The 21,796-nt window shown below is 50.1% G+C and carries 17 protein-coding genes; 15 read left to right on the top strand and 2 right to left on the bottom strand.

What is annotated here, in order from left to right; all coding sequences use genetic code 11:
* Window positions 1-5: 5 nt before the first annotated feature.
* From GE073_RS05105 to GE073_RS05170, 14 genes are all read left to right on the top strand, one after another.
* A complete protein-coding gene (locus tag GE073_RS05105; protein WP_153782914.1) occupies window positions 6-983 on the top strand; it encodes a LacI family DNA-binding transcriptional regulator in 978 nt (325 codons plus the stop codon).
* A gap of 147 nt (window positions 984-1,130) precedes the next feature.
* On the top strand, window positions 1,131-2,093 hold the full coding sequence (locus tag GE073_RS05110; protein ID WP_153782915.1) for a PfkB family carbohydrate kinase: 963 nt from the start codon (window positions 1,131-1,133) through the stop codon (window positions 2,091-2,093).
* 125 nt (window positions 2,094-2,218) lie between these two features.
* The gene (locus GE073_RS25920) at window positions 2,219-3,244 is read left to right on the top strand and encodes a protoglobin domain-containing protein (protein WP_228551279.1); all 1,026 of its coding nucleotides are present in this window, start codon (window positions 2,219-2,221) and stop codon (window positions 3,242-3,244) included.
* Between the two features lie 294 nt (window positions 3,245-3,538).
* The gene (locus GE073_RS05120) at window positions 3,539-4,264 is read left to right on the top strand and encodes a hypothetical protein (protein WP_153782917.1); all 726 of its coding nucleotides are present in this window, start codon (window positions 3,539-3,541) and stop codon (window positions 4,262-4,264) included.
* A gap of 30 nt (window positions 4,265-4,294) precedes the next feature.
* Window positions 4,295-4,711: a GntR family transcriptional regulator gene (locus GE073_RS05125; RefSeq protein ID WP_153782918.1), complete on the top strand. Its 417-nt coding sequence runs from the start codon at window positions 4,295-4,297 to the stop codon at window positions 4,709-4,711.
* 20 nt (window positions 4,712-4,731) lie between these two features.
* Window positions 4,732-5,679 carry an ABC transporter ATP-binding protein gene (locus GE073_RS05130; protein WP_228551280.1) on the top strand — a complete coding sequence of 316 codons (948 nt, stop codon included), beginning with the start codon at window positions 4,732-4,734 and terminating at the stop codon, window positions 5,677-5,679.
* 34 nt (window positions 5,680-5,713) lie between these two features.
* Entirely contained in the window at window positions 5,714-6,619 is a 906-nt protein-coding gene (locus GE073_RS05135; protein ID WP_153782919.1) for an ABC transporter ATP-binding protein, read from the top strand.
* Window positions 6,612-7,928 carry an ABC transporter permease gene (locus tag GE073_RS05140; RefSeq protein ID WP_153782920.1) on the top strand — a complete coding sequence of 439 codons (1,317 nt, stop codon included), beginning with the start codon at window positions 6,612-6,614 and terminating at the stop codon, window positions 7,926-7,928. Before GE073_RS05135 ends, GE073_RS05140 begins: the two co-directional genes overlap by 8 nt.
* 597 nt (window positions 7,929-8,525) lie before the next feature.
* Window positions 8,526-9,320: a hypothetical protein gene (locus GE073_RS05145; RefSeq protein WP_153782921.1), complete on the top strand. Its 795-nt coding sequence runs from the start codon at window positions 8,526-8,528 to the stop codon at window positions 9,318-9,320.
* Between the two features lie 507 nt (window positions 9,321-9,827).
* Entirely contained in the window at window positions 9,828-11,951 is a 2,124-nt protein-coding gene (locus GE073_RS05150; RefSeq protein ID WP_153782922.1) for an ATP-dependent nuclease, read from the top strand.
* A 3-nt stretch (window positions 11,952-11,954) separates the two neighbouring features.
* Window positions 11,955-13,706, top strand: coding sequence for a UvrD-helicase domain-containing protein (locus tag GE073_RS05155; RefSeq protein ID WP_153782923.1), 1,752 nt, complete (start codon window positions 11,955-11,957; stop codon window positions 13,704-13,706).
* A 781-nt stretch (window positions 13,707-14,487) separates the two neighbouring features.
* Window positions 14,488-15,528, top strand: coding sequence for a multicopper oxidase domain-containing protein (locus tag GE073_RS05160; protein ID WP_153782924.1), 1,041 nt, complete (start codon window positions 14,488-14,490; stop codon window positions 15,526-15,528).
* Window positions 15,529-15,559: 31 nt separating this feature from the next.
* On the top strand, window positions 15,560-16,741 hold the full coding sequence (locus GE073_RS05165) for a ZIP family metal transporter (protein ID WP_228551282.1): 1,182 nt from the start codon (window positions 15,560-15,562) through the stop codon (window positions 16,739-16,741).
* An 11-nt stretch (window positions 16,742-16,752) separates the two neighbouring features.
* A complete protein-coding gene (locus GE073_RS05170) occupies window positions 16,753-16,923 on the top strand; it encodes a twin-arginine translocase TatA/TatE family subunit (protein WP_153782926.1) in 171 nt (56 codons plus the stop codon).
* Window positions 16,924-17,003: 80 nt separating this feature from the next.
* Here GE073_RS05170 and GE073_RS05175 read toward each other — a convergent pair whose 3' ends face one another.
* The gene (locus GE073_RS05175; protein WP_153782927.1) at window positions 17,004-17,459 is read right to left on the bottom strand and encodes a hypothetical protein; all 456 of its coding nucleotides are present in this window, start codon (window positions 17,457-17,459) and stop codon (window positions 17,004-17,006) included.
* 72 nt (window positions 17,460-17,531) lie between these two features.
* Entirely contained in the window at window positions 17,532-19,703 is a 2,172-nt protein-coding gene (locus GE073_RS05180) for a heavy metal translocating P-type ATPase (protein ID WP_153782928.1), read from the bottom strand.
* Window positions 19,704-20,338: 635 nt separating this feature from the next.
* Here GE073_RS05180 and GE073_RS05185 point away from each other — a divergent pair.
* Window positions 20,339-21,757, top strand: coding sequence for a LysM peptidoglycan-binding domain-containing M23 family metallopeptidase (locus tag GE073_RS05185; RefSeq protein WP_194843278.1), 1,419 nt, complete (start codon window positions 20,339-20,341; stop codon window positions 21,755-21,757).
* The last annotated feature ends 39 nt before the right edge of the window (window positions 21,758-21,796 follow it).

The raw sequence follows: 21,796 nt of genomic DNA on the forward strand, positions 1-21,796 counted from the left end.
TGCGCATGGCGACCATCCATGATGTCGCGGCCCGAGCGGGCGTGTCCGTGACGACGGTATCCCGGGTCATGAACGACCGGGGCTATATCAGCGAGGCGACGAGAGCGAAGGTGCGGCGGGCGATGGACGAGCTCGGCTACGAGCCGAGCGAGATCGCCCGCTCGCTGCTGCGCAAGCAGTCGCATGTGTTCGGCCTGATCGTGCCGACGACGGCGCATCCCTTTTTCGGCGAGCTGACCCATCATGTCGAGGCCGCGGCCTGCGAGCGCGGCTACAAGCTCATGCTCTGCCACTCCGGGTTCGACGCATCCAAGGAAAGGGAGCTGCTCGGGCTGCTGGCGCGCAACCGCGTCGACGGCATCATCCTCGGCAGCCATGAGCTGGACGTCGAGGAATACCGCAAGTTGAAGGCGCCGATGGCAAGCTTCGACCGCAGGCTCTCGCCCGACATTCCGTGGTTCACCTCGGACAACGAGCAGGGAGGGCGCCTCGCGGCCGAGCATCTGATCGAGAGAGGCTGCTCCAGGCTCGTCATGGTCAGCGGCCGCTACAAGCCGAACATGTTCACGGCCGGGCGCACGAGCGGCTTCCTGCAAGCCGCCCGCACAGCCGGCGTGCAGGCCGACATCGTCGAGACGGCCGGGGACGCGCTGGACGAGACAGGCTATCCGGAGCTGATGGCGCGCGTGCTCAAGCAGCATCCCCGGGCGGACGGACTGTTCTTTACGAGCGATCTGATGGCGGCCTATGCGCTGCAAGCCTGCGCCGAGGCGGGCTGGCGCGTGCCGGAACGGATCAAGCTCGTCGGTTATGACGACTCCGGCGTCAGCCGCTGGCTGCAGCCCGGCTTGACGACGATCCGCCAGCCGCTTGCGGACATGGCGGCGCTGGCGGTCGACTGCCTGGTGCGGCAGCTGGAGGGGATTCCGCTCGAGCCGGCGAGGCCGCTGCCGGTCACGCTGGTCCAGCGCGGCACGACCTGATGCTCTCCGAGGCGGCTTCGGCCGCGTGGGAGAGCTTATTTTTCAGCTGGCATGTCAAACGTTTGACACATGATGCCGGCTCATCCTATAATGCGCATATCAAGGGTGATGGCCGAGCATCGGAAGCATCGAGAGGAGAGGCGAAGGATGAGTCGCGTGTTCACAATCGGAGAAGCGCTGATCGACTGGATTCCGGCGGAGAAGGGAGTCGGACTGAAGGAGGTGACGGCCTTCTCGAAAGCGGCGGGCGGCGCTCCGGCCAACGTCGCCTGCGCGGTCGCCCGCCTCGGCGGAGCCAGCGCCTTCATCGGCAAGCTCGGAGAGGATGCGTTCGGAGACTTCCTCGTAGAGACGATGGACGAGGTCGGCGTCGACACGACGCGCGTCCTTCGCACCCGCGAGGCGAATACGGCGTTGGCGTTCGTCAGCCTCAAGGAAGACGGCAACCGGGACTTCAGCTTCTACCGCAGCCCGAGCGCGGACATGCTGCTGCGGCCGGAGGAGATCGGCGACTGGTTCGCGGCAGGAGACGTGCTCCACTTCTGCTCGGTCGACCTCATCGACGCTCCGGTCAAGGAGGCCCATCGAGCGGCCATCGCCAAGTGCCGCGAGGCGGGAGGCATCGTCAGCTTCGATCCGAACGTGCGGCTGCCGCTCTGGCCGTCGCCGGAAGCTTGCCGCCAGGCGATCCTGGAGTTCCTGCCGCTCGCGCGGATCGTCAAGATCAGCGACGAGGAGCTCGCGTTCATCACGGGCATCGACGACGAGGAGGAGGCGCTGAGCTCGCTGCTGGCCGGAGACGTCGAGCATGTCATCTACACGCGCGGCCCGGCGGGCGCGACGTGGCTGAGCCGCGGCTTCCGCGCGGACGTGCCCGGCCATGCGGTGAAGGCGGTCGATACGACGGCGGCGGGCGACTCGTTCATCGGAGCGCTGCTGTACGGCGTGCAGCGGCGGCCGGACTTCCGCTCCGGCATCGACGAGCGGGCGGCGCGCGAGCTGCTCGCCTACGCCAACGCGGCGGCGGCGATTACGACGACGCGGCCGGGCGCGATCGCGGCGCTGCCGAGGCCGCATGAGGTCGAGGAGCTGCTCGCCGGCAGGCGCTGAGCCTGTCCGGCAGCGCCAGGGCTCGAGGCTTCCCCCTGCTGTGCGGGAGGGCAAGCTACATTTTCCGAGCCTGACACCCGATAAGATTCAGATGGACGACAACGAGATACAAGGAGATGGACACGGTGATCGCCTTATCCGAAGCAAGGCAGAAACAGCTGGACTACATCGGACTGAAGGAAGAGGACTTGCAGCTCCTGCGGGGAGCGGCGCCCGTCTTCGAGGCGGCGGCCGACGGCATCGTGGAGGCGCTTTACGGGCAGATCGTGCGGCAGCCCGAGCTGAAGGCGCTGATCGAGCGGCACAGCTCGCTGGACCGGCTCATGGGGGCGCAGAAGCGCTATTTCCTGTCGATGACGGAGGGCGCGATCGATGAACGCTACTTCGAGGAGAGGCTGAAGATTGGCGCGATCCACTCGCGGATCGGACTGACGAGCCAGTGGTATCTCGGCACGTACATGATCTATCTCGACCTCGCCTCCGCGCATCTGGCGGCAGCGCTGCCGGACCGCTGGCGGCCGGTGCTGCATGCGCTGACCAAGATGTTCAACCTCGACTCCCAGCTCGTGCTGGAGGCGTACGAGCGGGACGAAAAGGCGAAGCTGCAGCGCATCAGCGACAGCCAGAGCGACATCCTGCACGGAGTCAACGCCGCCGTGCAGGAGCTGGCCGCCGGCATGGAGCAGGTCGGGCGCAGCGCCGATACGGTCGGCCGCCTGGCGGTGCGGACCGTAGAATCGCAGGAGCAGACGATGGCGCAGCTGGATCTGCTCGGCGAGCAGATCGGCGGCATCGAATCGATGGGCTCGGTCATGAACGGCATCTCCGAGCAGACCCATCTGCTCGGGCTCAACGCCGCCATCGAGGCGGCTCGGGCCGGCGAGGCCGGGCGAGGCTTCGAGGTCGTCGCCGGCGAGGTGCGCAAGCTTGCCCGGCACTCCAAGGAGTCGCTCGACCTCATCCAGGACAAGCTGGAGGCGATCACGGCCGCGCTGTCCCGCGTGCAGGCTCTCTCCGCCGAAACGTCGGGAGCGGCGCAGGAGCAGGCGGCGAGCTCCACGGAGCTCGGCTTGTTCATCGGCATGATCGAAAAGGTGTCGAAGGAGCTGGAGCGGCTGAAGGAAAAGGCCGAGGCGGCCGAATCCGTCTAGTCGGGGGGAGCCGGTCCGTGGCGGATAGCGCCGCCGCTCCGCCGCTCCGCCTCTTGGCCGAGCTGGCCGAACGATTGAATTGCGCCGCGTCCAAGCGAACGCTTGAGACCAGCGCCGCCGCATGCGGCAGCCCGCATCGAACCCGCCGAGGAGGCGGGGCGATGCGGGTTTTTTTATCGTCTCGACCTATTGACAGAAGCAGGAAACGCTGTGTATAGTGTATATAAAGATATATACATTATATAGACCGAATAGGGCCGCTTGGCGGCCGGGGCGCACAGGGAGGCTACGCAAGTGAGCACGTGGAAAGGGGCCGTCAGGCTGGCCCGATACGAATGGAGCCTGGCCGGACACGGATCCTGGTTCAACCTGATCCTGGTGCTGTACTTCACGCTGATGACCATACCGCTGCTCGGCGATGTGACCGAGCCGCAGGCGAGGGACGGCGCCTGGTACCCGGGCGGCGCGGCCAATTTCTTCATGCTGGCGCTTCTGCCTTGCTTCGGCTTTTTCCTGAACCGGGCGACGCTGGGCGGATGGCGGCTGAACTATATGTCCGGCAAGCTCGCCGCATGGAGGCAGCTGCCGATCACCGGCAGCCAGATCGCGGCCGGCCGGCTGCTGACGATGCTGTCGCTGCTCGTGCCGTCGCTGCTGCTGCTGCTGGTCCTTCAATACGCGATGGTGCTGAGGCATGAGGTCGATCCGGCCGGGATGGCGCTCTACTCGCTGTTCTGGATCGGCTATGCGGCGGCGGGAGGGAGCCTGTACGCCTGGATGGAGATCGTGATGGACGGCAAGCGCTACCTGCTCTTCTGCTCCGTCGTCACGGTCGTCCTCATCGGCGTCGGCGTGGTCCTCTCCGTGAGCGGCTTCGAGATCATGCGCTGGGCGCTGGAGCAGGCCGCGGCCGGCCGCTGGCTGCCGATGCTGGCGACGGCAGCCGCGGGAGCGGCGGTCACGCTCGTCGTCCAGCGGCTGATGGCGCGCTCGATCGGCAGGCGCAGCCTGCACGCCTGAGGGCGATAACGAACGAAACGAGGTGCGGCCGTGCGGCTTCCCATCCAAATCAACGACAACAGCGCGGAACCGCTGTATCATCAGATCGAATCGCAGCTGCGGGCGCTCATCGTCAGCGGGCAGCTGACCGAAAATACGCTGCTCCCGTCCAATCGGGAGCTGGCCCAGTCGCTCGGCTGCAGCCTCATCACGATCCGGCGGGTGTATCAGGATCTCGAGGCCGAGGGGCTGCTGCGCTCTCGCCAGGGCAGCGGCACCTTTGTCGCCAAGGTCGATTCCGAGGCCGGCACGAGGCAGCTGCGGCAATTGGCCGAGGAAGCGATCCGCGCGGCCGTCGACGCCGGCCTGGCCGCCGGGCTGGAGCGGGCGGAGCTGGAGCGGCTGTTCGCCGTCGAGCTGGACCGGCGCTGCGGACCGGAGACAGGCGATAGGCAGGACCCATCATGACGGAGAAGGGAGAGGCTGGCATGCGGGAGATGAACACGGAAGCGAGAGCTGCCGAGCGGGAGACGGCGGGAGCGGCGGTATGGCTCCACGGGGCGGTCCAGCTGCGCAAGGCGTTCCGGCTCGGGCCGCTCAACCTGGAAGCTCCGGTCGGCTGCGTCACCGCGATCGTCGGCCCGAACGGCAGCGGCAAGAGCTCGACGTTCCGGCTGCTGCTCGGCCTGACAGCGGCGGACGAGGGGGAGATCCGCCTGCTCGGCGAGCGCGTCGGCGATGGCCTCGACGATACGGAGCTCAAGCGGCGGATGGCCTATGTGCCGGAGGAGGACAGCAAGATCGAAGCCTCGCTCCGCGGCACGAGCCAGGCGGAGTTCGTCTCCGCCTGGTACCCGGACTGGAATCAAGGCGAGTTCGAGCGGCTGCTGCGGGAATTCGAGGTAGAGCCGTCCAAGCGGCTCGGCAAGATGTCCAAGGGCATGCGGCGCAAGTTCGAGCTGGCGCTGGCGCTCGCCCGCGAGCCGGAGCTGCTGCTGCTCGACGAGCCTTCCTCGGGCCTCGATCCGCTGTCCTGGCGCAAGCTGGTCGGCGAGCTGCACCGCTATATGGAGCGGGGGCGGCATACGATCCTGATGGCCACGCATATTCTGGACGAGGTCAAGCGGCTGGCCGACTACATCGCGATCATGGCGGACGGCCGGATCATCGGCGTGTACGAGAAGGATGAGCTGCTCTCCTCCTGGCACCGGTTCTACGTCGGGCCGGGACTCGGGGGCGCCGTGTCGGAAGGCGATGTCGCCGACCTGCCCGGCCTTGTCCAGGCCGAGGAGTCGGGAGGCGGCACCTGCCGCGTCGTGACGAGCCGGGCCTGGGAAGCGGAAGGCTGGTGCCGGGAGCGAGGGCTGCCGATCACCGGCCAGCGCGCCCTCGAGCTCGACGAGATCATGGAGCAGCTGATCCGGCAGGCGCGATGAGCTTTTTTTACCAACGAATGGGGGAATGCGAACGATGAAGCCGCTAGTAGTCGACCAGGTCGTCAAGCAGTACGGAGACAAGACCGCCGTGAACGGCATCAGCCTGGAGGTGGACCGCGGGGAGATCTACGGCTTGCTCGGAGCGAACGGCGCCGGCAAGACGACGACGATGCGCATGGTGCTCGGACTGATCTTCCCGGACGAAGGAAAGATCCTGTACGACGGCAAGCCTTACTCCAAGGAGCAGCTGCGCCGCATCGGCTACTTGCCGGAGGAGCGGGGCCTCTACCCGAAGGTGAAGGTGAGCGACCAGCTCGTCTATCTCGCCCGCCTCAAGGGCATGTCGGCGGCCGACGCCGACAGGAGCCTCAAGCAGTGGCTGGAGCGCTTCGGCGTGCCGGAGTATTACGGCAAGCGGGTGGAGGAGCTGTCCAAGGGCAACCAGCAGAAGATCCAGTTCATCGCGACGATCATCCACCAGCCGCAGCTGCTCATCCTCGACGAGGCGTTCAGCGGCCTCGACCCCGTCAACGTCGAGCTGCTCAAGGCGACGGTCAAGGAGCTGCGCGACAACGGCTCGACGATCCTGTTCTCGACGCACCGCATGGAGCATGTCGAGGAGCTGTGCCGCCAGATCACGATCCTGCGGTACGGCAATGAGGTGCTCAAGGGCAGCCTCAAGGAGATCAAGGGCCGCTTCCCGCGAGAAAAGGTGCGGCTTGCCGCCGACGGCGACATCGACGGACTGGAGCGGCTGCCGGGCGTGCTCGGCGTGAAGGCGCTCGAGCAGGGAGGCTGGGAGATCCGGATCGCCGACGAGGCGTCCGGCAGGGGCATCCTGCGCCATGCGATGGCGCAGGCGGAAGTGAGCCGGTTCGAGATCCTCGAGCCGACGCTCAACGAAATCTTCATCAAGACGGTAGGTGAGACGCATGAATGATTTCCTGAACGTAACCGGATTCACGTTCCGCAACAAGACGAGAGGCAAGGCGTTCATCGTTACGACGATCATCCTCGTCGCCATCCTCTCGCTCGTCATCAACCTGCCCTACATCATCTCCTTGTTCAAAGGAGAGGGCGGCTCCAGCGCCAAGCAGGTCGGCTACGCGTCCGTCCAGGCCGAGGCGGCGGAGAGCCGCGTCACGCCGACGCTCGTCGGCGGCTGGCTGGAGGAGTATTTCGCCTCCCAGCCGGAGGAGGCGCGCAGCCTCGCGATGGTGCCGATCGACGCCTCCGGCGATGCGGCCGCGGATGAAGCCGCGCTGAAGGCTGCGATCGCGGACGGCCGCATCGACGGCTATATCCAGCTCCAGCCGAACGCGGACACGGGTTTTTACGACGCCGTCTACAAGTCCGAGAAGATGATGGACGGCTCTTCCGCCGAGGAGCTGCGGGCCGGACTGCAGCTCGTCAAGGCGAACGCCGCCGGCCTGACGCCCGAGCAGAAGCAGCTGCTCTACTCGCCGGTCGACGTCAAGTCGGTGCAGATCAACGCGGGCACCGGCGAGGAGGACGGACGCTCCGCTACCCAGCAGGGCATCAACATGGGCCTCGTCTACGCGATCCTGTTCCTGCTGTTCATGTCGATCATGGCGACGGGACAGATCATCGCCAGCGAGGTGACGACGGAGAAGAGCTCGCGCATCATGGAGGTGCTCATCACGAGCGTATCGCCGCTGAACAGCATGTTCGGCAAAATCTTCGGCATGTTCCTCGTCGGCCTGCTGCAGATCGCGATCTACGTGCTGGCCGTGTTCGTCAACGTCAGCCTGCCGACGAACAAGGGAGCGCTCGGGGACATGAACATCCATCTGTCCGAGGTCAGCCCCGACCTGCTGATCGTGGCGCTGCTGTTCTACCTGACCGGCTATTTCCTGTACGCGACGCTGTACGCGGCCGTCGGCTCGCTCGTCAGCCGCACCGAGGATCTCGGCCAGGCGGTCATGCCGCTCACGTTCCTGTCGCTCGGCGGCTTCTACCTCGGCATGTTCAACCTGGCCGCTCCAGACAGCATGCTGGTGAAGATCACCTCGTTCATCCCGTTCTTCTCGCCGTACGTCATGGTGCTGCGCTCCGGCGTCGGCAGCGTCGAATACTGGGAGATTGGCGTCTCGCTGATCATCATGCTCGTCAGCATCTACGTCTTCGGCTGGCTGTCGGCCAAGATCTACCGCACCGGCGTGCTGCTCTACGGCAAGCGCCCGAGCTTCAAGGAGCTGCGCAAGGCGATGAAGGCCTATAAAATCTGATCTCAAGGGGAGTAAATGTAAACTTTATTTAATAATGGCGGAAACTTGATAGTATTTTGGCGGTAGGTTGATAATATTATGGCGGTATAAGGTTTGATCAATAGTGCTAGAGACTTTGAAAATACTGAGTTTCTGGAACATAGGCGAATAAGTGTAAGAAGTTTTCTATTAGGGAAATTGCAGAAAAACATCTTTGTGATAAAATGACGTTTTTCGAAAGAGATGGGAATAACGCAAACAGAGACTCTGTACACTAGCCATCTACGATCGGAGAAATAAAACAGTGTAACGTTGTACTATGGCGACATAGAAAATAACCAATCATCGTATTGATTGGTTATTTTGCTTGTAAAATAATAATATGCAGTACCGTAAGCTAATGGTCTGGTAGTGAATAGAATAAGCTTCTAGGTCCTGTTAAAATATTAGTATAAAATCTATCCTATAGAGGTGTTTTCGATAAATAATATAGGGATCTCGCTAGTTCAAAACTACACGTATATGTTTAAACAGGATCAACTTAACACTCTCAAGGATCTGTTTAAAAATAACGGGGATAACTTTCACATTTACATGGTCGGTAGACGAACTCTTATCATGTTCAACACATCCTCATTCGATATTGTAGGGACAGTTTTTAAAGGAAGTATCCGAATTGCCCATAATGGTACTTTTAAGGATGTTGGTATTCAAATCCCTATGGATGGCATGATTCTTAAGGTGAGCTTTGAACTGAACGATCAATATGTAATTATTGAAACCTCTAATAAGTCAGTATTTAAGGCTCATGCTGTATTAGTATTTCAAACCTTCCTTGTTCATTCTGAACTGGACTTATCTATCATGGATCTTGAAGTATTGTATATTGGCCGCGCTTTTGGTTCTAAGGAAACGCCTACACGCAATGTTTTCGATCGGTTGCAACATCATGAAACAGTACAAAAAATATATAGTGAAAGAAGTTGGGATAGCGATATTTGGTTGACAGCTTGGAGATTTACTCCTAACTCAATTGCGTTCTTCGATCCCAATGAACCCTCAGATGACCTAAGAAGCTACATTCATAACTTAGTTGAATCAAAAAAGAATAACACCCGATTTTTACAAGTGTCTGCTAAGCAAAATATTGCTGTTGCAGAAGCTGCTCTAATAAACTATTTTAAGCCCCCATATAACGACAAATTTAAAAACAACTTCCCGTCACCGGCGCACGAATATAAAGAGTGTTATGAATTAGACCTCGATTATGTAATCGTGGAATTAGATACAAGTGGTCTGGGCTTTAGACTTTGGAGTCAAGAGGTAGATGTAAAAAAAGAACATTTTATTCAATATACTTTCGATTCGAAACAAGACTTTGTGAATCTGTTTCATTTTAATGCCCCGACATAAACAAATCGTTGCGATTATGATTCACCTTACTTACGACAGCTGACAAACATTCGGCTGTTTTTTCTTTTGAGGAATACGACGTAGCCGCGATGCACATTGAATGTCCAAATGAATGATGTATGAGGACACTAAAGCAGAGCGTTTGTCCAGACCTATGTGACGGCCTCCTATCTATAGCACCAGCAATTGACGCGATATCGACATTAGAAGACGGCGAAATCAGGAGCATGCGCGGCGAAAAATTCAGAGGCGAGGAGGATTTCTTGCAATATCTTTAAAATTGGTCAGTGCTATTTTAATTTCTGCTAATAACTGCCGCGGCAGAGCCTTGAGAATCGCTGTCAGTGGCGGAGCCACGGAATAATTTTAGAAAATACTCAACCATCCTTTTGCATTATTCGACAAAGAAAACAGCAAGTGTACAGTATACTAATGCAATAGTAGCACTTGAGGTAATTGGCAGGTACAAATTAGGTAAGCGATTAATACATATAAGAGGTGTGGAAATTGTATATTTCAAAAGTTGATTTTCGGAATTTTAGAAACTTTAAGAAGGCAACGTTCCATTTTACTGACGGTGTTAATACACTGATTGGCGAGAATGGGGCTGGAAAAACGAATGTATTTCATGCGATGCGGCTATTATTAGATGATGAGCTTCCAAGATCCACTAAATTGACGGAAAGTGATTTTAACAGAAGTATTACTGATGGTTGGAAGGGCCACTGGATCATTATTAATATGGAGTTCTCTGACTTGGATACAAGTGAAGGGATTCAAAACCTATCACACGGTATTGAGCATATGGATGAAACGTCTAAAGGTACATATTGTATGTTTTATCGACCTAAGAAAGCAGTTCGTCAACGGCTTTTTGAAATTACTACAAATGGGAGAAATCGTGCAGACCTAAATACTCTGTTATCGAGCATTTCGATCGACGATTATGAAACCGTCTTTACTTGTCGAGGAACAGCAAATTTCGCTGATGATGCGATTTACAATAGGTTTGTCGGTGATTTTTCGCAAATGAATTTTCCTGATCCGGCTGTTGAAGCGCAAGAAATTTTGGGAGTACCCGCAAACAAATTTTCTTTGTATAACGAGGTAAGTTGTACGTACGTAAAGGCGCTAAGGGATGCAGTATATGAACTCCGTAACATTAAAAGCAACCCATTACTTAACTTGATGCGTGGTATGAGTGATGGAATTGATGGCGCGCGTATCATTGAGCAAGTGAATGATCTTAATACATCAATCAGTACGTTAGATGAAGTGCATGAAATGAAGGCGCGAATAAGAGCCACGCTTCAAAATACAGTAGGTATCACATATTCACCGCTTATTGACATCAAGTCACAACTACCATCTGATCTTGAGAAATTACTTCAATCCCTTACCTTGTGGGTCGGCGATTCTGATGATGATGGGTACCAGGGTCAATTAAGTGAACTTAGCTTGGGCGGTGCAAACCTCATTTATATTAGCCTTAAATTACTTGAGTATGAGTTAAAAATCTCGACAAATAAAGTCGCGCATTTTTTATTAATAGAGGAACCCGAATCTCACATTCATACTCATATCCAAAAAACGTTATTCGAAAAATCAAGTTACCGTAATACCCAAGTTATTATTTCAACACATTCAACTCATATTTCCGCAGCCAATAAGATACGCTCTGTAAATATATTAGCTAAACGAAAACAGGAAGCGATGGTTTTCCAGCCAAGTAATGGGTTAGGAGCAGAGGAATGCAAGAAAATTGAAAGGTATCTAGACGCGGTCAGATCCAACTTACTCTTCGCAAAAAGTGTAATCCTTGTCGAGGGAGATGCGGAGCTAATACTTATTCCTGCAATGTTTAAAGCAGTGTTTAACATTAGCTTAGATGAGGTTGGTATCAGCTTAGTGAGTGTAAGTAGTACCGTATTCACACACGTCGCTAACCTCTTTGCTGACGAGAGAATCCAAAGACGTTGTGCAATTATCACGGACTTAGATAAGTCTGTAATCCCATTACCAACCAATCCGGCTAGTGATACTCCTTTTCAAAAAAAATGTCGAGCTTCCCAAGAGGTTGGTGTACGAAGACAAGATGCTCTATTAAATGAATATCAATCCAATCAATGGGTTAATTCGTATTTTGCAAATTATACTTTTGAAGTGGATTTTTTATTGAATGATAATGCATATGAGATTGTTAATTGTTTAGAGCAAATTTATGAAAGACCAACGGATATTGCAAAATCCAAAAAAATATTAGAAGAGCAGGAAGTAAGTACATCCGGGGTTGAAGTTCTGAGGCTGGCTAAAAAAGTAGGAAAAGGTTGGATGGCAGTTTTAGTTGCTGAAGAGATGTCTTATAAAACGTATATACCTGAGTATATTTTAGACGCTGTCGCATTCGCGTGTTCGCATTTATCTGATCGACACTTTGAAAAAATGGCTGATTTCCGCATCGAATCATTTATTGCGGAGGACCTAGATTACCAAACAGTCTTTGAAATTAGGGAGCGACTGAGAGCGCAAAATCTTGAGCATACTCTTTATATTGAGGAGTATATGAAAAGCTATAAGGAAAACTTACCCGACGATCAACTAACGGAACTACTATATAAGATGGGGTTGTAAGGTATGGATGGTCTTAATCCTGAACAACAAAGAATTATTGATATGGAAGGAAATATATTAGTCACAGCCTGTCCTGGAAGTGGCAAGACTAGGACACTGACTAGAAAGATTGCACATGAACTTTCGACAATCGAACGCAAAAAGTTCTTGATCGCTCTTACATTTACTAACAGAGCTGCGGATGAAATTCAAAGCAGAATAGATTTGATGAACATTGAAACAAGCCAATTGTGGACTGGCACAATTCATTCTTTTTGTTTGGAATGGATTATAAAACCCTATGCTGGCTATCATGATAAAACCAAAAATGGCTTTACTGTAATTGATGAGCATAGACAGGAGGCACTTTTATCAAGGCTAAAAGAAGATTATGGATTAAGGTATTACGACGGAGTTAATACAAAGTTTAATCGTAGTGGAGATGTTCTAAACGTAACCCAGAGCAAAAGGGATATTGTTATAGAATATCATAATTATCTGGAGAGTAATAAATTGATCGATTTTGACATGATACTTTATATTGCTTTTCAAATTCTTACCGAACGCCCTCAAATCGCAAAAACGTTGTCAAGTTTATTTCCAAGAATATTTGTTGACGAGTATCAAGATACCTCAGATTTACAGTACGGAATTATAGGTAAAATTGTTAGTTGTGGAAATGGTATTACTAGGGTATTATTCGTCGGAGATCCTGATCAAGCAATATTTGACACTTTAGGAGGGGTTGCAAAATCCCTTGGAGAAATTGTCGAAGAAATCGGCGGCTATTCAATTACACATTGCAACCTGTCAGGAAACTACCGGTCCTCCCAAAGAATTATTGATCTATATCGTACTTTTCAACTCACAGATCTTGAAATAACTGCTTTAGGAGAGACTTCACGAGTGCAAGGGGAAATTACTCTTAATGATGTTGTGGACGTTGACTCATTAACTGAAGAAATCGCAAGTTTAATTAACAGGAGTATTCAAAAAGGTATTCCTATGAATGAAATATGTGTTATAGCACCCCAGTGGATGTTACTAATTCCAATGGCAAGACGTTTAAAGATATTATTGCCGCATATTGATTTTGATGCACCGGGATTATCTCCACTACCACGTCGAGCTGAGAATTTTTGGTTTAAAGTTGCACGATTATTTCTAACAGAACCACAGCCTAGTCTTTATATGAATCGTATTCGCTGGGCCAATGAAGTACTACGAGAAATGAATCAGTTCACCGGTAGCCCATACGATTTGGAACCAAGGGGCCTATTAAAAATTATTAATTCGATCCACTCTCATCAATATGATGGCGAACTGTTTTTGCGCGAGTCATTTAGCGAGTTCCTTCAGAAATTGAAAATCCAATTGGCAGATCATCATTTACTTGAAGAGCATTACAATGCGTTTTTCAACGGTTTGAAACAAAGACTGCAGAAGGAACTTTCTCTATCTTCACTAGATATTTCCAGCTTCAGAACTATGTTTAAGCAGCATAAGGGGGTTGTTGTAAACACCTGTCAGGGTGTTAAGGGGGAAGAGTTCACGACAGTAATTGCATTCGGACTACTCGAGGGTCTTATTCCACACTTCTCTTTAAGGAATAACAGTCAAGCTTCGGAAGAATCGTCAAAAAAGTTGTTATATGTTATTTGTTCTAGAGCCAAAAAAAACCTGCATTTAATATCAGAAGTTGGTAGAAAGTATAACACTGAAATAAATAAGCAGTTACGAGACTTGAATTATAATTTTGATAGTATTGATATTTGAAGACTTAGCTGAACAGTCGGTTGGTGGATGAAAATTTGGAGGCGAGAGCTAGTCAAGATGTACAAATAACACGAAAGGTCCCGAGTGTAATTAATCGGGTCTTTTTGCATTCCAAAGCTTTGGATTCGGTTTTAATAATTGAGGTTGTAGTCTAGGGCTTCGGGGATATAACCTCCTAAAGGCTCCTTATAAATATTGGGGCGCTAGAGGCTCTAGGACACCTCGTTAGAGGAGAGCAAATTTGTTATCCAAAGGTGTTTCTCTTAATCTTATACTTTAACCGATAAAGTCATCGTCAGTGTCCGAGGCAATATACTCAGACAATTCCTCATACCAATCTTCAGGATTTCCAGAAGGGAACGATCGTCTTAAATAATCCATACCTCCATCAATTGATACAGATCCGCAGCCACAAGATCGATAATCATATCTGTGCCTTGATTCTAACATATCGTTGCAGCTCAGGCACCTTATTATATTGCGTTTAATTACAGGAGCCAACTCTTCCCCCTCCTTGCGTCCCTGTTGGTTAATTGTGTTAAGTATAACAAAATGACGAGCGGCAGGTGAAGCTTTTACTGCTCGGTTTTGATGAGACCCCTAAGGGTCTCTTTTTATATTGGACAAGCCTTAGAAAAAAGTGGTTTACAGCGCCCAGATAATAGCATATATTCGAATTAAAGTTTCCTTCAGGAAACATTTTGTCCTAAGGAAAATAGTTTTTCGTTAGTCTATATTTTTTGGTCGAGAGAATGTTTCAATTACCAGAAGGGGGCATTCCATGTTGGATCCAAAAACGAGAATAAGCAGACGCAATATATTGAAGATTGGTGCGGGGGGAATAGTTGGATTGTTGGGGAGTTCAATAATGAACCCCGTTTCCATGTTTGCGAAGGCAGCACAAGACACGACGAAGCACGATGCACACGATAAGCTGAAAGCACAAGGCCATCAGAGTATGTCGCATGGTTATGACCCAGGAGCAGAAATGACAGAAGGGCTAGAGAAGGCAGTTCAAGCACTGACAGCATTTGATTATGGGAAGGTAAGCGTGCGAGCTGACGGGAGGACAGTCAGAGACTACGAGATGATCGCAGCAGATTGGGAACTGGAAATTGCTAAAGGAATTCGGTTCCCAGGATGGGCTTATAATGGCACCATTCCTGGTCCTACGCTTCGATGTACAGAAGGAGACATTGTGAGAGTCACCTTCCGAAACGGTTCAGCACACCCTCACTCCATTCATTTTCATGGCATTCATCCAACAGATATGGATGGTCTAGAGCCAGTCCTTCCGGGTGAGACGTTCATTTATGAGTTTGAGGCGAAGCCTGCGGGGATGCAAGTTTATCATTGCCACGTTCAACCTTTTACAAGACATATTCATAAAGGACTCTATGGTAATTTCATTATCGACCCCAAAGTTCCACGTAAGCCGGCCAAAGAGTTCTCTATGGTTATGAACGGGTTTGACCTGGATTTGGATGGCGAGAATGAGGTGTACACTGTTAATGGATATGCCTTTGCATATATGTCGAGGCCGATCAAGGTAAGGGCAGGGGAGTTGATTCGAATCTATATTAGCAATATGACAGAATTTGATCTTATTAATTCCTTCCACTTGCATGCGAATTATTTTCACTACTACGCTACAGGGGCAGATCCTGAGGCTAGACCTGCTTTTACTGATACCATTATGCAATGCCAGGGAGAACGAGGCCTTGTAGAAATCATATTCCCTGCACCTGGGAAGTACATGTTTCATGCGCATCAGAGCGAATTTACGGAGCTTGGTTGGATGGGATTCTTCCAAGTCGAATAGTACACAAGCCGTTCATAGGAGGTGAAGGATATTGCGATTAGGTAAAAGCGGAAAGGTTTGGGTCTGGGCTCTGGGTCCTCTTCTGATACTTACTGTAATCATTACGTTAATAACTAAAGTAGGAAGTGGCGTAGAGGAGCAACAAGCTGCACCGATTGAGGTCATAGATATCGAGCGAATCACGCTGCTAGATGAAGGTTTTGAAGTCACTATTCTGAACAGTGGTCCTGAAGAGGTGACGATTGCGCAGGTTGTCGTCGATGATGCGTTCTGGAATGCAACCTTTGATCCAAGCCCGACTTTAGATCGCTTCGATCGGGCTAAGATTGCGATACCCTATCCATGGGTAGAAGGAGATCCTCATGAAATTCGTCTTATCACCTCGAATGGAATCATTTTTGCTGGAGAAGTAGCCGCGGCGATGAAAACGCCTGAACCAGATGCAAATCGTTTCATGCAATATGCTTTGATCGGGTTCTATGTTGGTATTGTTCCTGTGGGACTGGGTCTTCTTTGGTATCCGTTGTTACGCCGGTTTTCGATAAGAGGGATGCAGGCTGTATTAGCTTTTACCGTAGGTCTGCTGGTTTTCTTGGTTATCGATACCATGCAGGAAGGCCTTGAGTTAGGTGCTGAAGCACCGAATGTATTTCAAGGCACCGGGCTCGTATGGATTGGGGCTATACTTAGCTTCTTATTCCTCCTTGCAGTCGATCAATCAGGGAATAACAAAAACAAGGATAAGAACAGCAATCAACATGGGATAGCCTATAAAATAGCTGCCGGCATAGGACTTCATAACTTTGGGGAAGGTCTCGCCATAGGTGCTGCATTCGCGGCAGGAGAGGCTGCCTTGGGGACGTTCCTAATTATCGGGTTTACGCTCCATAACGTTACCGAGGGAGTTGGTATAGCAGCACCGCTCCTTAACGCGAAGCCGAAGTGGAACGTATTCGCCTCCCTCGCGCTTATTGCAGGGGCACCGGCCATTCTGGGTACCTGGACAGGTGGTTTTATCTTCAATGACACCTTAGCTGCTTTATTTTTCGGCATAGGTGCAGGCGCGATTTTGCAGGTGGTATATGTGATCAGCAAGATGATCCTACGAGAATCCCAGCGTATCCAAATCCCAGCGGTTAGTTGGTTCAATTTCCTTGGAATAACGCTTGGAATCGCGGTCATGTATGCGACTGCACTATTAGTGAATTTCTAGGGGGGATGGCTATGCCTTACGGTATTGGGGTAACTGGTATTCTGGTCATTATTGTCGCTGGGCTGCTTCTTTTCGGACCGTCTAAGCTCCCACAGCTCGGAAGAGCTATTGGTTCAACATTTTCCGAATTTCGGAAAGGTACACGAGAAGGAATGGATGCAGAAGCTGAGAAACAGAAATGAAGTTTAATACGATAAAGAGCATCGTTGAGCATCGTTGTACGACGATGCTCTTTATTATTGAGGGGAGTAAAAACGGACTACTATCCGTCATAATCAAAGTTATTATTTAGAAGCTTACACCATCTTTTTTGTCGCCACCTATAAAATACATGAGCAAACAACACAATAAAATATGTTAGTATCCCTGCATTTATTTCGATTGTATCCACGTAAAGGGTTTTATTGTCACCTAATTTTGTTAAGTGTATATTGTGGTCCCATTTTTTTATTAATCTACTATAACCATTGTCCCTAATGTGTTTAATGTCATTATGGACAGATATGACGATCCATTGTTTGCCGAACGGAATAAACCCCAATAAGTACATACTGACAAGGTATCTACCATCTTCCCACACTTCTGGTATGGGGGATTCCGGGGAGTGAACAAATTTCACAAGCGGTTTTGCTATATAAAGAAGGGACTTAGATTTTTTCACTTCATGAAATAATTCTTCTGAATCGCAATTGAAAATTGTTGTTACTTTAACAAGCATATTTCATTCCCTCCATAGTTTAATGACTGCAACACAAAGAAAAAGGCAGAGTGCTAAACTCTGCCTAAACATTTAACCTTGTTTTTTACCAATAAGGATCGTCAAGCTAACTAAGGTGACAAATATAGTTGCGCCCATGTCAGATAGAATGGCAAACCACAGTGTAAGCCAACCCGGTATTGTTAAAAGTAGCGCGATTATCTTCAATCCTAGGGAGAAGGCAATATTGAATTTAATAACCGTGTTTACTCTCTTGGCTACCGAAACGGCCTCTGGAAGCTTACCAAGGTGGTCTTGCATAAGGACAATATCAGCTGTCTCGATTGCACTGTCGGTACCCTTGCCCATTGCAATCCCTAGTTGGGCTGATGCCAACGCAGGCGCATCATTAATGCCATCGCCGATCATGGCGACCGTACCTCTTTGACCAAGCTCCTGTATTTTGCTTACTTTGTCCTCTGGGAGGAGATTGCCGTAGAACTTGCTAACACCTACCAGGGAAGCCACTTTTTCAGCTGTCTTCTGATGGTCGCCTGTAAGCATAACCGTTTGCCGGATTCCAACCCGATGAAGCCTCGCGATGACATCCTTGCTTTCTTCACGTATTTCGTCGGCGATGCCGAACATGCCGAGTATTCGTTCTTGATCTGCAACTAATACGAGTGTTAATCCACTTTCTTTTAAGGCATCGATTTGGGAACGTACTTCTGTAGGGATAACGAGATGTCCCATACTTTTCTCGTTGCCGAGCCAGAACTGTGTGCCTTGTATCCGAGCGATGATGCCTTGCCCGGAAACCGTTTGAATCTCGTCAGGATCAACAATCTCGATATTCTCATCGCTAATTTTTTTCATGATTGCTTTAGCAAGCGGATGTGAGGACGATTTCTCGATCGAGCCTGCGACCTTTAAAAAGCGTTCTTCATCATAAACGACAAGCTGTTCGACGTGAGGCTCGCCTTTCGTCAACGTACCTGTTTTATCGAATGCAAGGGTATCGATTTTCCCCAATTGCTCAAGAAACACGCCGCCTTTAATGAGAATACCGTTGCGCGCATTGCGTGTGATGCCAGACACAATCGCGATCGGGGAAGAAAGGATAAGCGCGCATGGGCACCCTACAATGAGAACGGCCAGACCTTGGTATACCCAGGTGCCCCAATCTCCGCCGAGAAATAGTGGAGGGATCAAGATAACAAGGGCAGCAATAATCATGATTAGCGGCGTATAGTAACGCGCAAACTTATTAATAAACAACTCGGTCGGTGTTTTGGTTTCCTGCGCTTCTTCGACGAGATGGAGAATTCGAGCCAGCGAAGAGTCTTGATATGCCTTTTCGATTCGTACTTTCAAGAGCCCTTCATTATTGACGCTCCCGCCGAAAACCCGTTCGCCGCTCTCTTTCTCAACAGGAAGCGATTCCCCGGTAATAGCCGCTTCGTTCACCGAGCTTTTGCCTTCCTCTACCCATCCATCGGACGGGATCTTCTCGCCTGGTTTGACTACAACCAGATCTCCAACTTTTAGAGAAGCAATGGGAACGATGGTTTCAATCCCGTTCTCAAGACGGACCGCTTCCTTAGGGGCTACTTTAAGAAGGGTCTCCATTGAGCGGCGGGCTTTTTCCATCCCGAGTCCTTCAAGCAGTTCATTGAGTCCGAACAGGAGGGCGACAAGCGTAGCTTCTTTCCACTCGCCAATTGCAACAGCTCCTGTCAACGCGATCGTCATTAGGGTATCAATATTGAATCGAAGGGCAAAAAGGTTTTTTAGTCCCCTTAGGAAGGTAGAATAACCGCTTAAGACGATTGCAACTAAATATAATCCAATCTGCAGGATATTATTAACTTGGTCCGCAGCGAACACTGCCGCTAGATAGATAATTGTGGCGACAACTAACAATTTGATTATCTTAGAATTCCCGTGTTCATGACTGTGATCATGGGCATGGTCGTGAGAATGGGCATGACCGTGGGAATGAGCATGCTCGTGTTTATGATCCCCATCCCCATGTGCGTGACCAGAATGGGCGTTATGGGAATGCTCTTGGCTTCGATCAATATAGGCATTATCGGTTTTTAGAATCTTTTCGACTTGGGGTAACGATACCCGAGGGTCCAATTTTAGCTTACCGGTATTGTAGCTAAGCGTAGCCGTATCGCCATGTTCCAGTTCCTTTATCTGATGCTCTAACCCCATTGCGCAGTTTCCGCAGGACAGGCCTTTAACCCGATACTCGTTCACAAAACCGCCTTCTTTCATAACATATGAGTATTTGTTCATATATTAAAACGATTGGTTCGAAAAGTCAAACCTGTTTACTGTTTTTGGGCTTTTCTAATACTGTACCCCTTCAGACCGAAGTCATGCCCTGTCACGCGGTTGCTAGGCTAAAAAGCAATTGATTCTCGAAGGTTCTTGGCTAAAAAATGTAGTATGAATATATACGCATATGTTATATTGTATGCGAAAGAACTCAATGAAGGGGTCAATGATCGTGTGGACACAAGTTTGGTTTTTCACAAATTGCATCTTCGTAACTGCTTTTATTACTTTCTTGTTTTTACATAGGTCGTATCAGGAAAAGAAAAGAAACAGCGAACCTAAGGACAAATCCTTTCTTCGTATTAGGCTATGGCGCAACAGTATGGGTGTAATAACGACTGTTTTTTTTATGGGAATGGTACTAAGTTTCGTTATCAATATGCGTGTAAATGGGTAGGTTCTACTAAGTGTTTGCCATGTTCATGGTAAGCACTTTTTTTATTATCAATGTCACAGTATTTTCAAGGCTATTGTAAAACATATAATTGATGAATAAGTATTCATATGTTAACGTGTAAAAAGATGTGAAAACTAAAATGGTAAGGGAGAGTGTTATGCAGACTATTCGATCATCATCAATCAGAGGCTTGTCACCTAAAGGATCGAAGTGGTTCATTTTTATTGTAGTATTACTCGGGATTATTGCTGCTACTGCCTATATAACTTCAAACTATAAAACAGAATATCGCGTTCTGCTCAGGAACAATCAAGAATTAGGCATTGTATCATCGCCTCAAACCATCCAAGCATGGATGCAGCAAAAAATACTCGCCTATAAGAGTAAACATCCGGGAGTGAACTTTGAAACGAATGAAGAAGAGATGTCTATCGTTCCCATAAAGACATGGTTCGGTAAAGCAGAAGACGAGAAGACCATTCTTGAACTGGAACAATTTTTCACCATTCAAAGCAAGGGCGTATTAGTGGAGATCGATAATAAACCTATTGGGGTAGTTAGGAGCAAGCAAGAAGCAAATCTCATTCTAACTCAATATAAGAATCGCTATCTGCCTGTTAAAAACAATAGCCGAGTCACAGCCTTATCCTACTCAGCTTCCCCTGTAAATGCTGCTTCCGTAAAGACAACTGAATTCGTAGAGTCAATTACAATGGAAGAAATCGTGATCGATTCACAATACTTTTTAACTACTAAAGCCATGATGAAAAAGCTCGAGGAAAGCGAAGAGAAGAAGGTCACGTACACTGTTAGAAGCGGAGATTGTGTCTCTTGTATTGCGCAGAAATTTAATGTTCCGTTGAAGGTTATTTATGATAATAATCCATGGATACAGGATGACCTCATCACAATAGGGGACGTTTTGAATTTATCCGTTCAACAGCCGATTTTATCTGTAAAAACAGAAGAAGAGGTTTCAGAAACATTGGAAATACCGCAAGGCACCGAAGTTAATTACGATGAATCATTGCGTTCCGAAGTCACTAAAGTTTTATCCAATGGTTCTCCAGGAACGAAAAAAGTAACTTATTTAGTGACAAGAATCAATGGGGAGATTGTAGAGGAGAAAGCCATAAAAGCGACTATACTTAAGAAGGCTGTACCTAAACGTATTGTCCAAGGTACCAAGGTAGTGAAGGGGATTGGTACCGGTTCTTTTGCATGGCCGATCACATCACCGGAGATTACGAGTCATTTCGGAAAACGATGGGGAAGGTTGCATGCGGGGACGGATACCGTATCTCAAGATCGCTCGATCTATGCTTCGGACCATGGCAAGGTTGAGTATGCCGGTTACGATTCTGGATATGGCAACCATATTATTATCAACCATGGAAATGGTTATCGAACCCTTTATGCGCATTTGAGCAAAATTAGCGTGAAAGAAGCACAGGTAGTCGAGAAGGGCGAAGAAATAGGCGTAATGGGAACGACAGGCCGCTCTACTGGCGTACATTTGCATTTTGAAGTGCGTAAGAATGGACAACAGCTAAATCCATTGAAATTTTTGGAATAGTCATGCAACAATTCGCTAACTCTCAATGACCCGTCTCTA

Source organism: Paenibacillus sp. B01 (assembly GCF_009649995.1).
GTDB lineage: Bacteria > Bacillota > Bacilli > Paenibacillales > Paenibacillaceae > Paenibacillus_O > Paenibacillus_O pasadenensis.

Excerpts from the sequence above, each read along its gene's own strand:
- GE073_RS05175 (WP_153782927.1), bottom strand. The coding sequence starts at position 17,459 with ATGCTTGTTAAAGTAACAACAATTTTCAATTGCGATTCAGAAGAATTA.
- GE073_RS05145 (WP_153782921.1), top strand. The coding sequence starts at position 8,526 with ATGTTCAACACATCCTCATTCGATATTGTAGGGACAGTTTTTAAAGGA.
- GE073_RS05135 (WP_153782919.1), top strand. The coding sequence starts at position 5,714 with ATGAAGCCGCTAGTAGTCGACCAGGTCGTCAAGCAGTACGGAGACAAG.
- GE073_RS05160 (WP_153782924.1), top strand. The coding sequence starts at position 14,488 with ATGTTGGATCCAAAAACGAGAATAAGCAGACGCAATATATTGAAGATT.
- GE073_RS05185 (WP_194843278.1), top strand. The coding sequence starts at position 20,339 with ATGCAGACTATTCGATCATCATCAATCAGAGGCTTGTCACCTAAAGGA.
- GE073_RS05105 (WP_153782914.1), top strand. The coding sequence starts at position 6 with ATGGCGACCATCCATGATGTCGCGGCCCGAGCGGGCGTGTCCGTGACG.
- GE073_RS05130 (WP_228551280.1), top strand. The coding sequence starts at position 4,732 with ATGCGGGAGATGAACACGGAAGCGAGAGCTGCCGAGCGGGAGACGGCG.
- GE073_RS05170 (WP_153782926.1), top strand. The coding sequence starts at position 16,753 with ATGCCTTACGGTATTGGGGTAACTGGTATTCTGGTCATTATTGTCGCT.
- GE073_RS05110 (WP_153782915.1), top strand. The coding sequence starts at position 1,131 with ATGAGTCGCGTGTTCACAATCGGAGAAGCGCTGATCGACTGGATTCCG.
- GE073_RS05155 (WP_153782923.1), top strand. The coding sequence starts at position 11,955 with ATGGATGGTCTTAATCCTGAACAACAAAGAATTATTGATATGGAAGGA.
- GE073_RS05140 (WP_153782920.1), top strand. The coding sequence starts at position 6,612 with ATGAATGATTTCCTGAACGTAACCGGATTCACGTTCCGCAACAAGACG.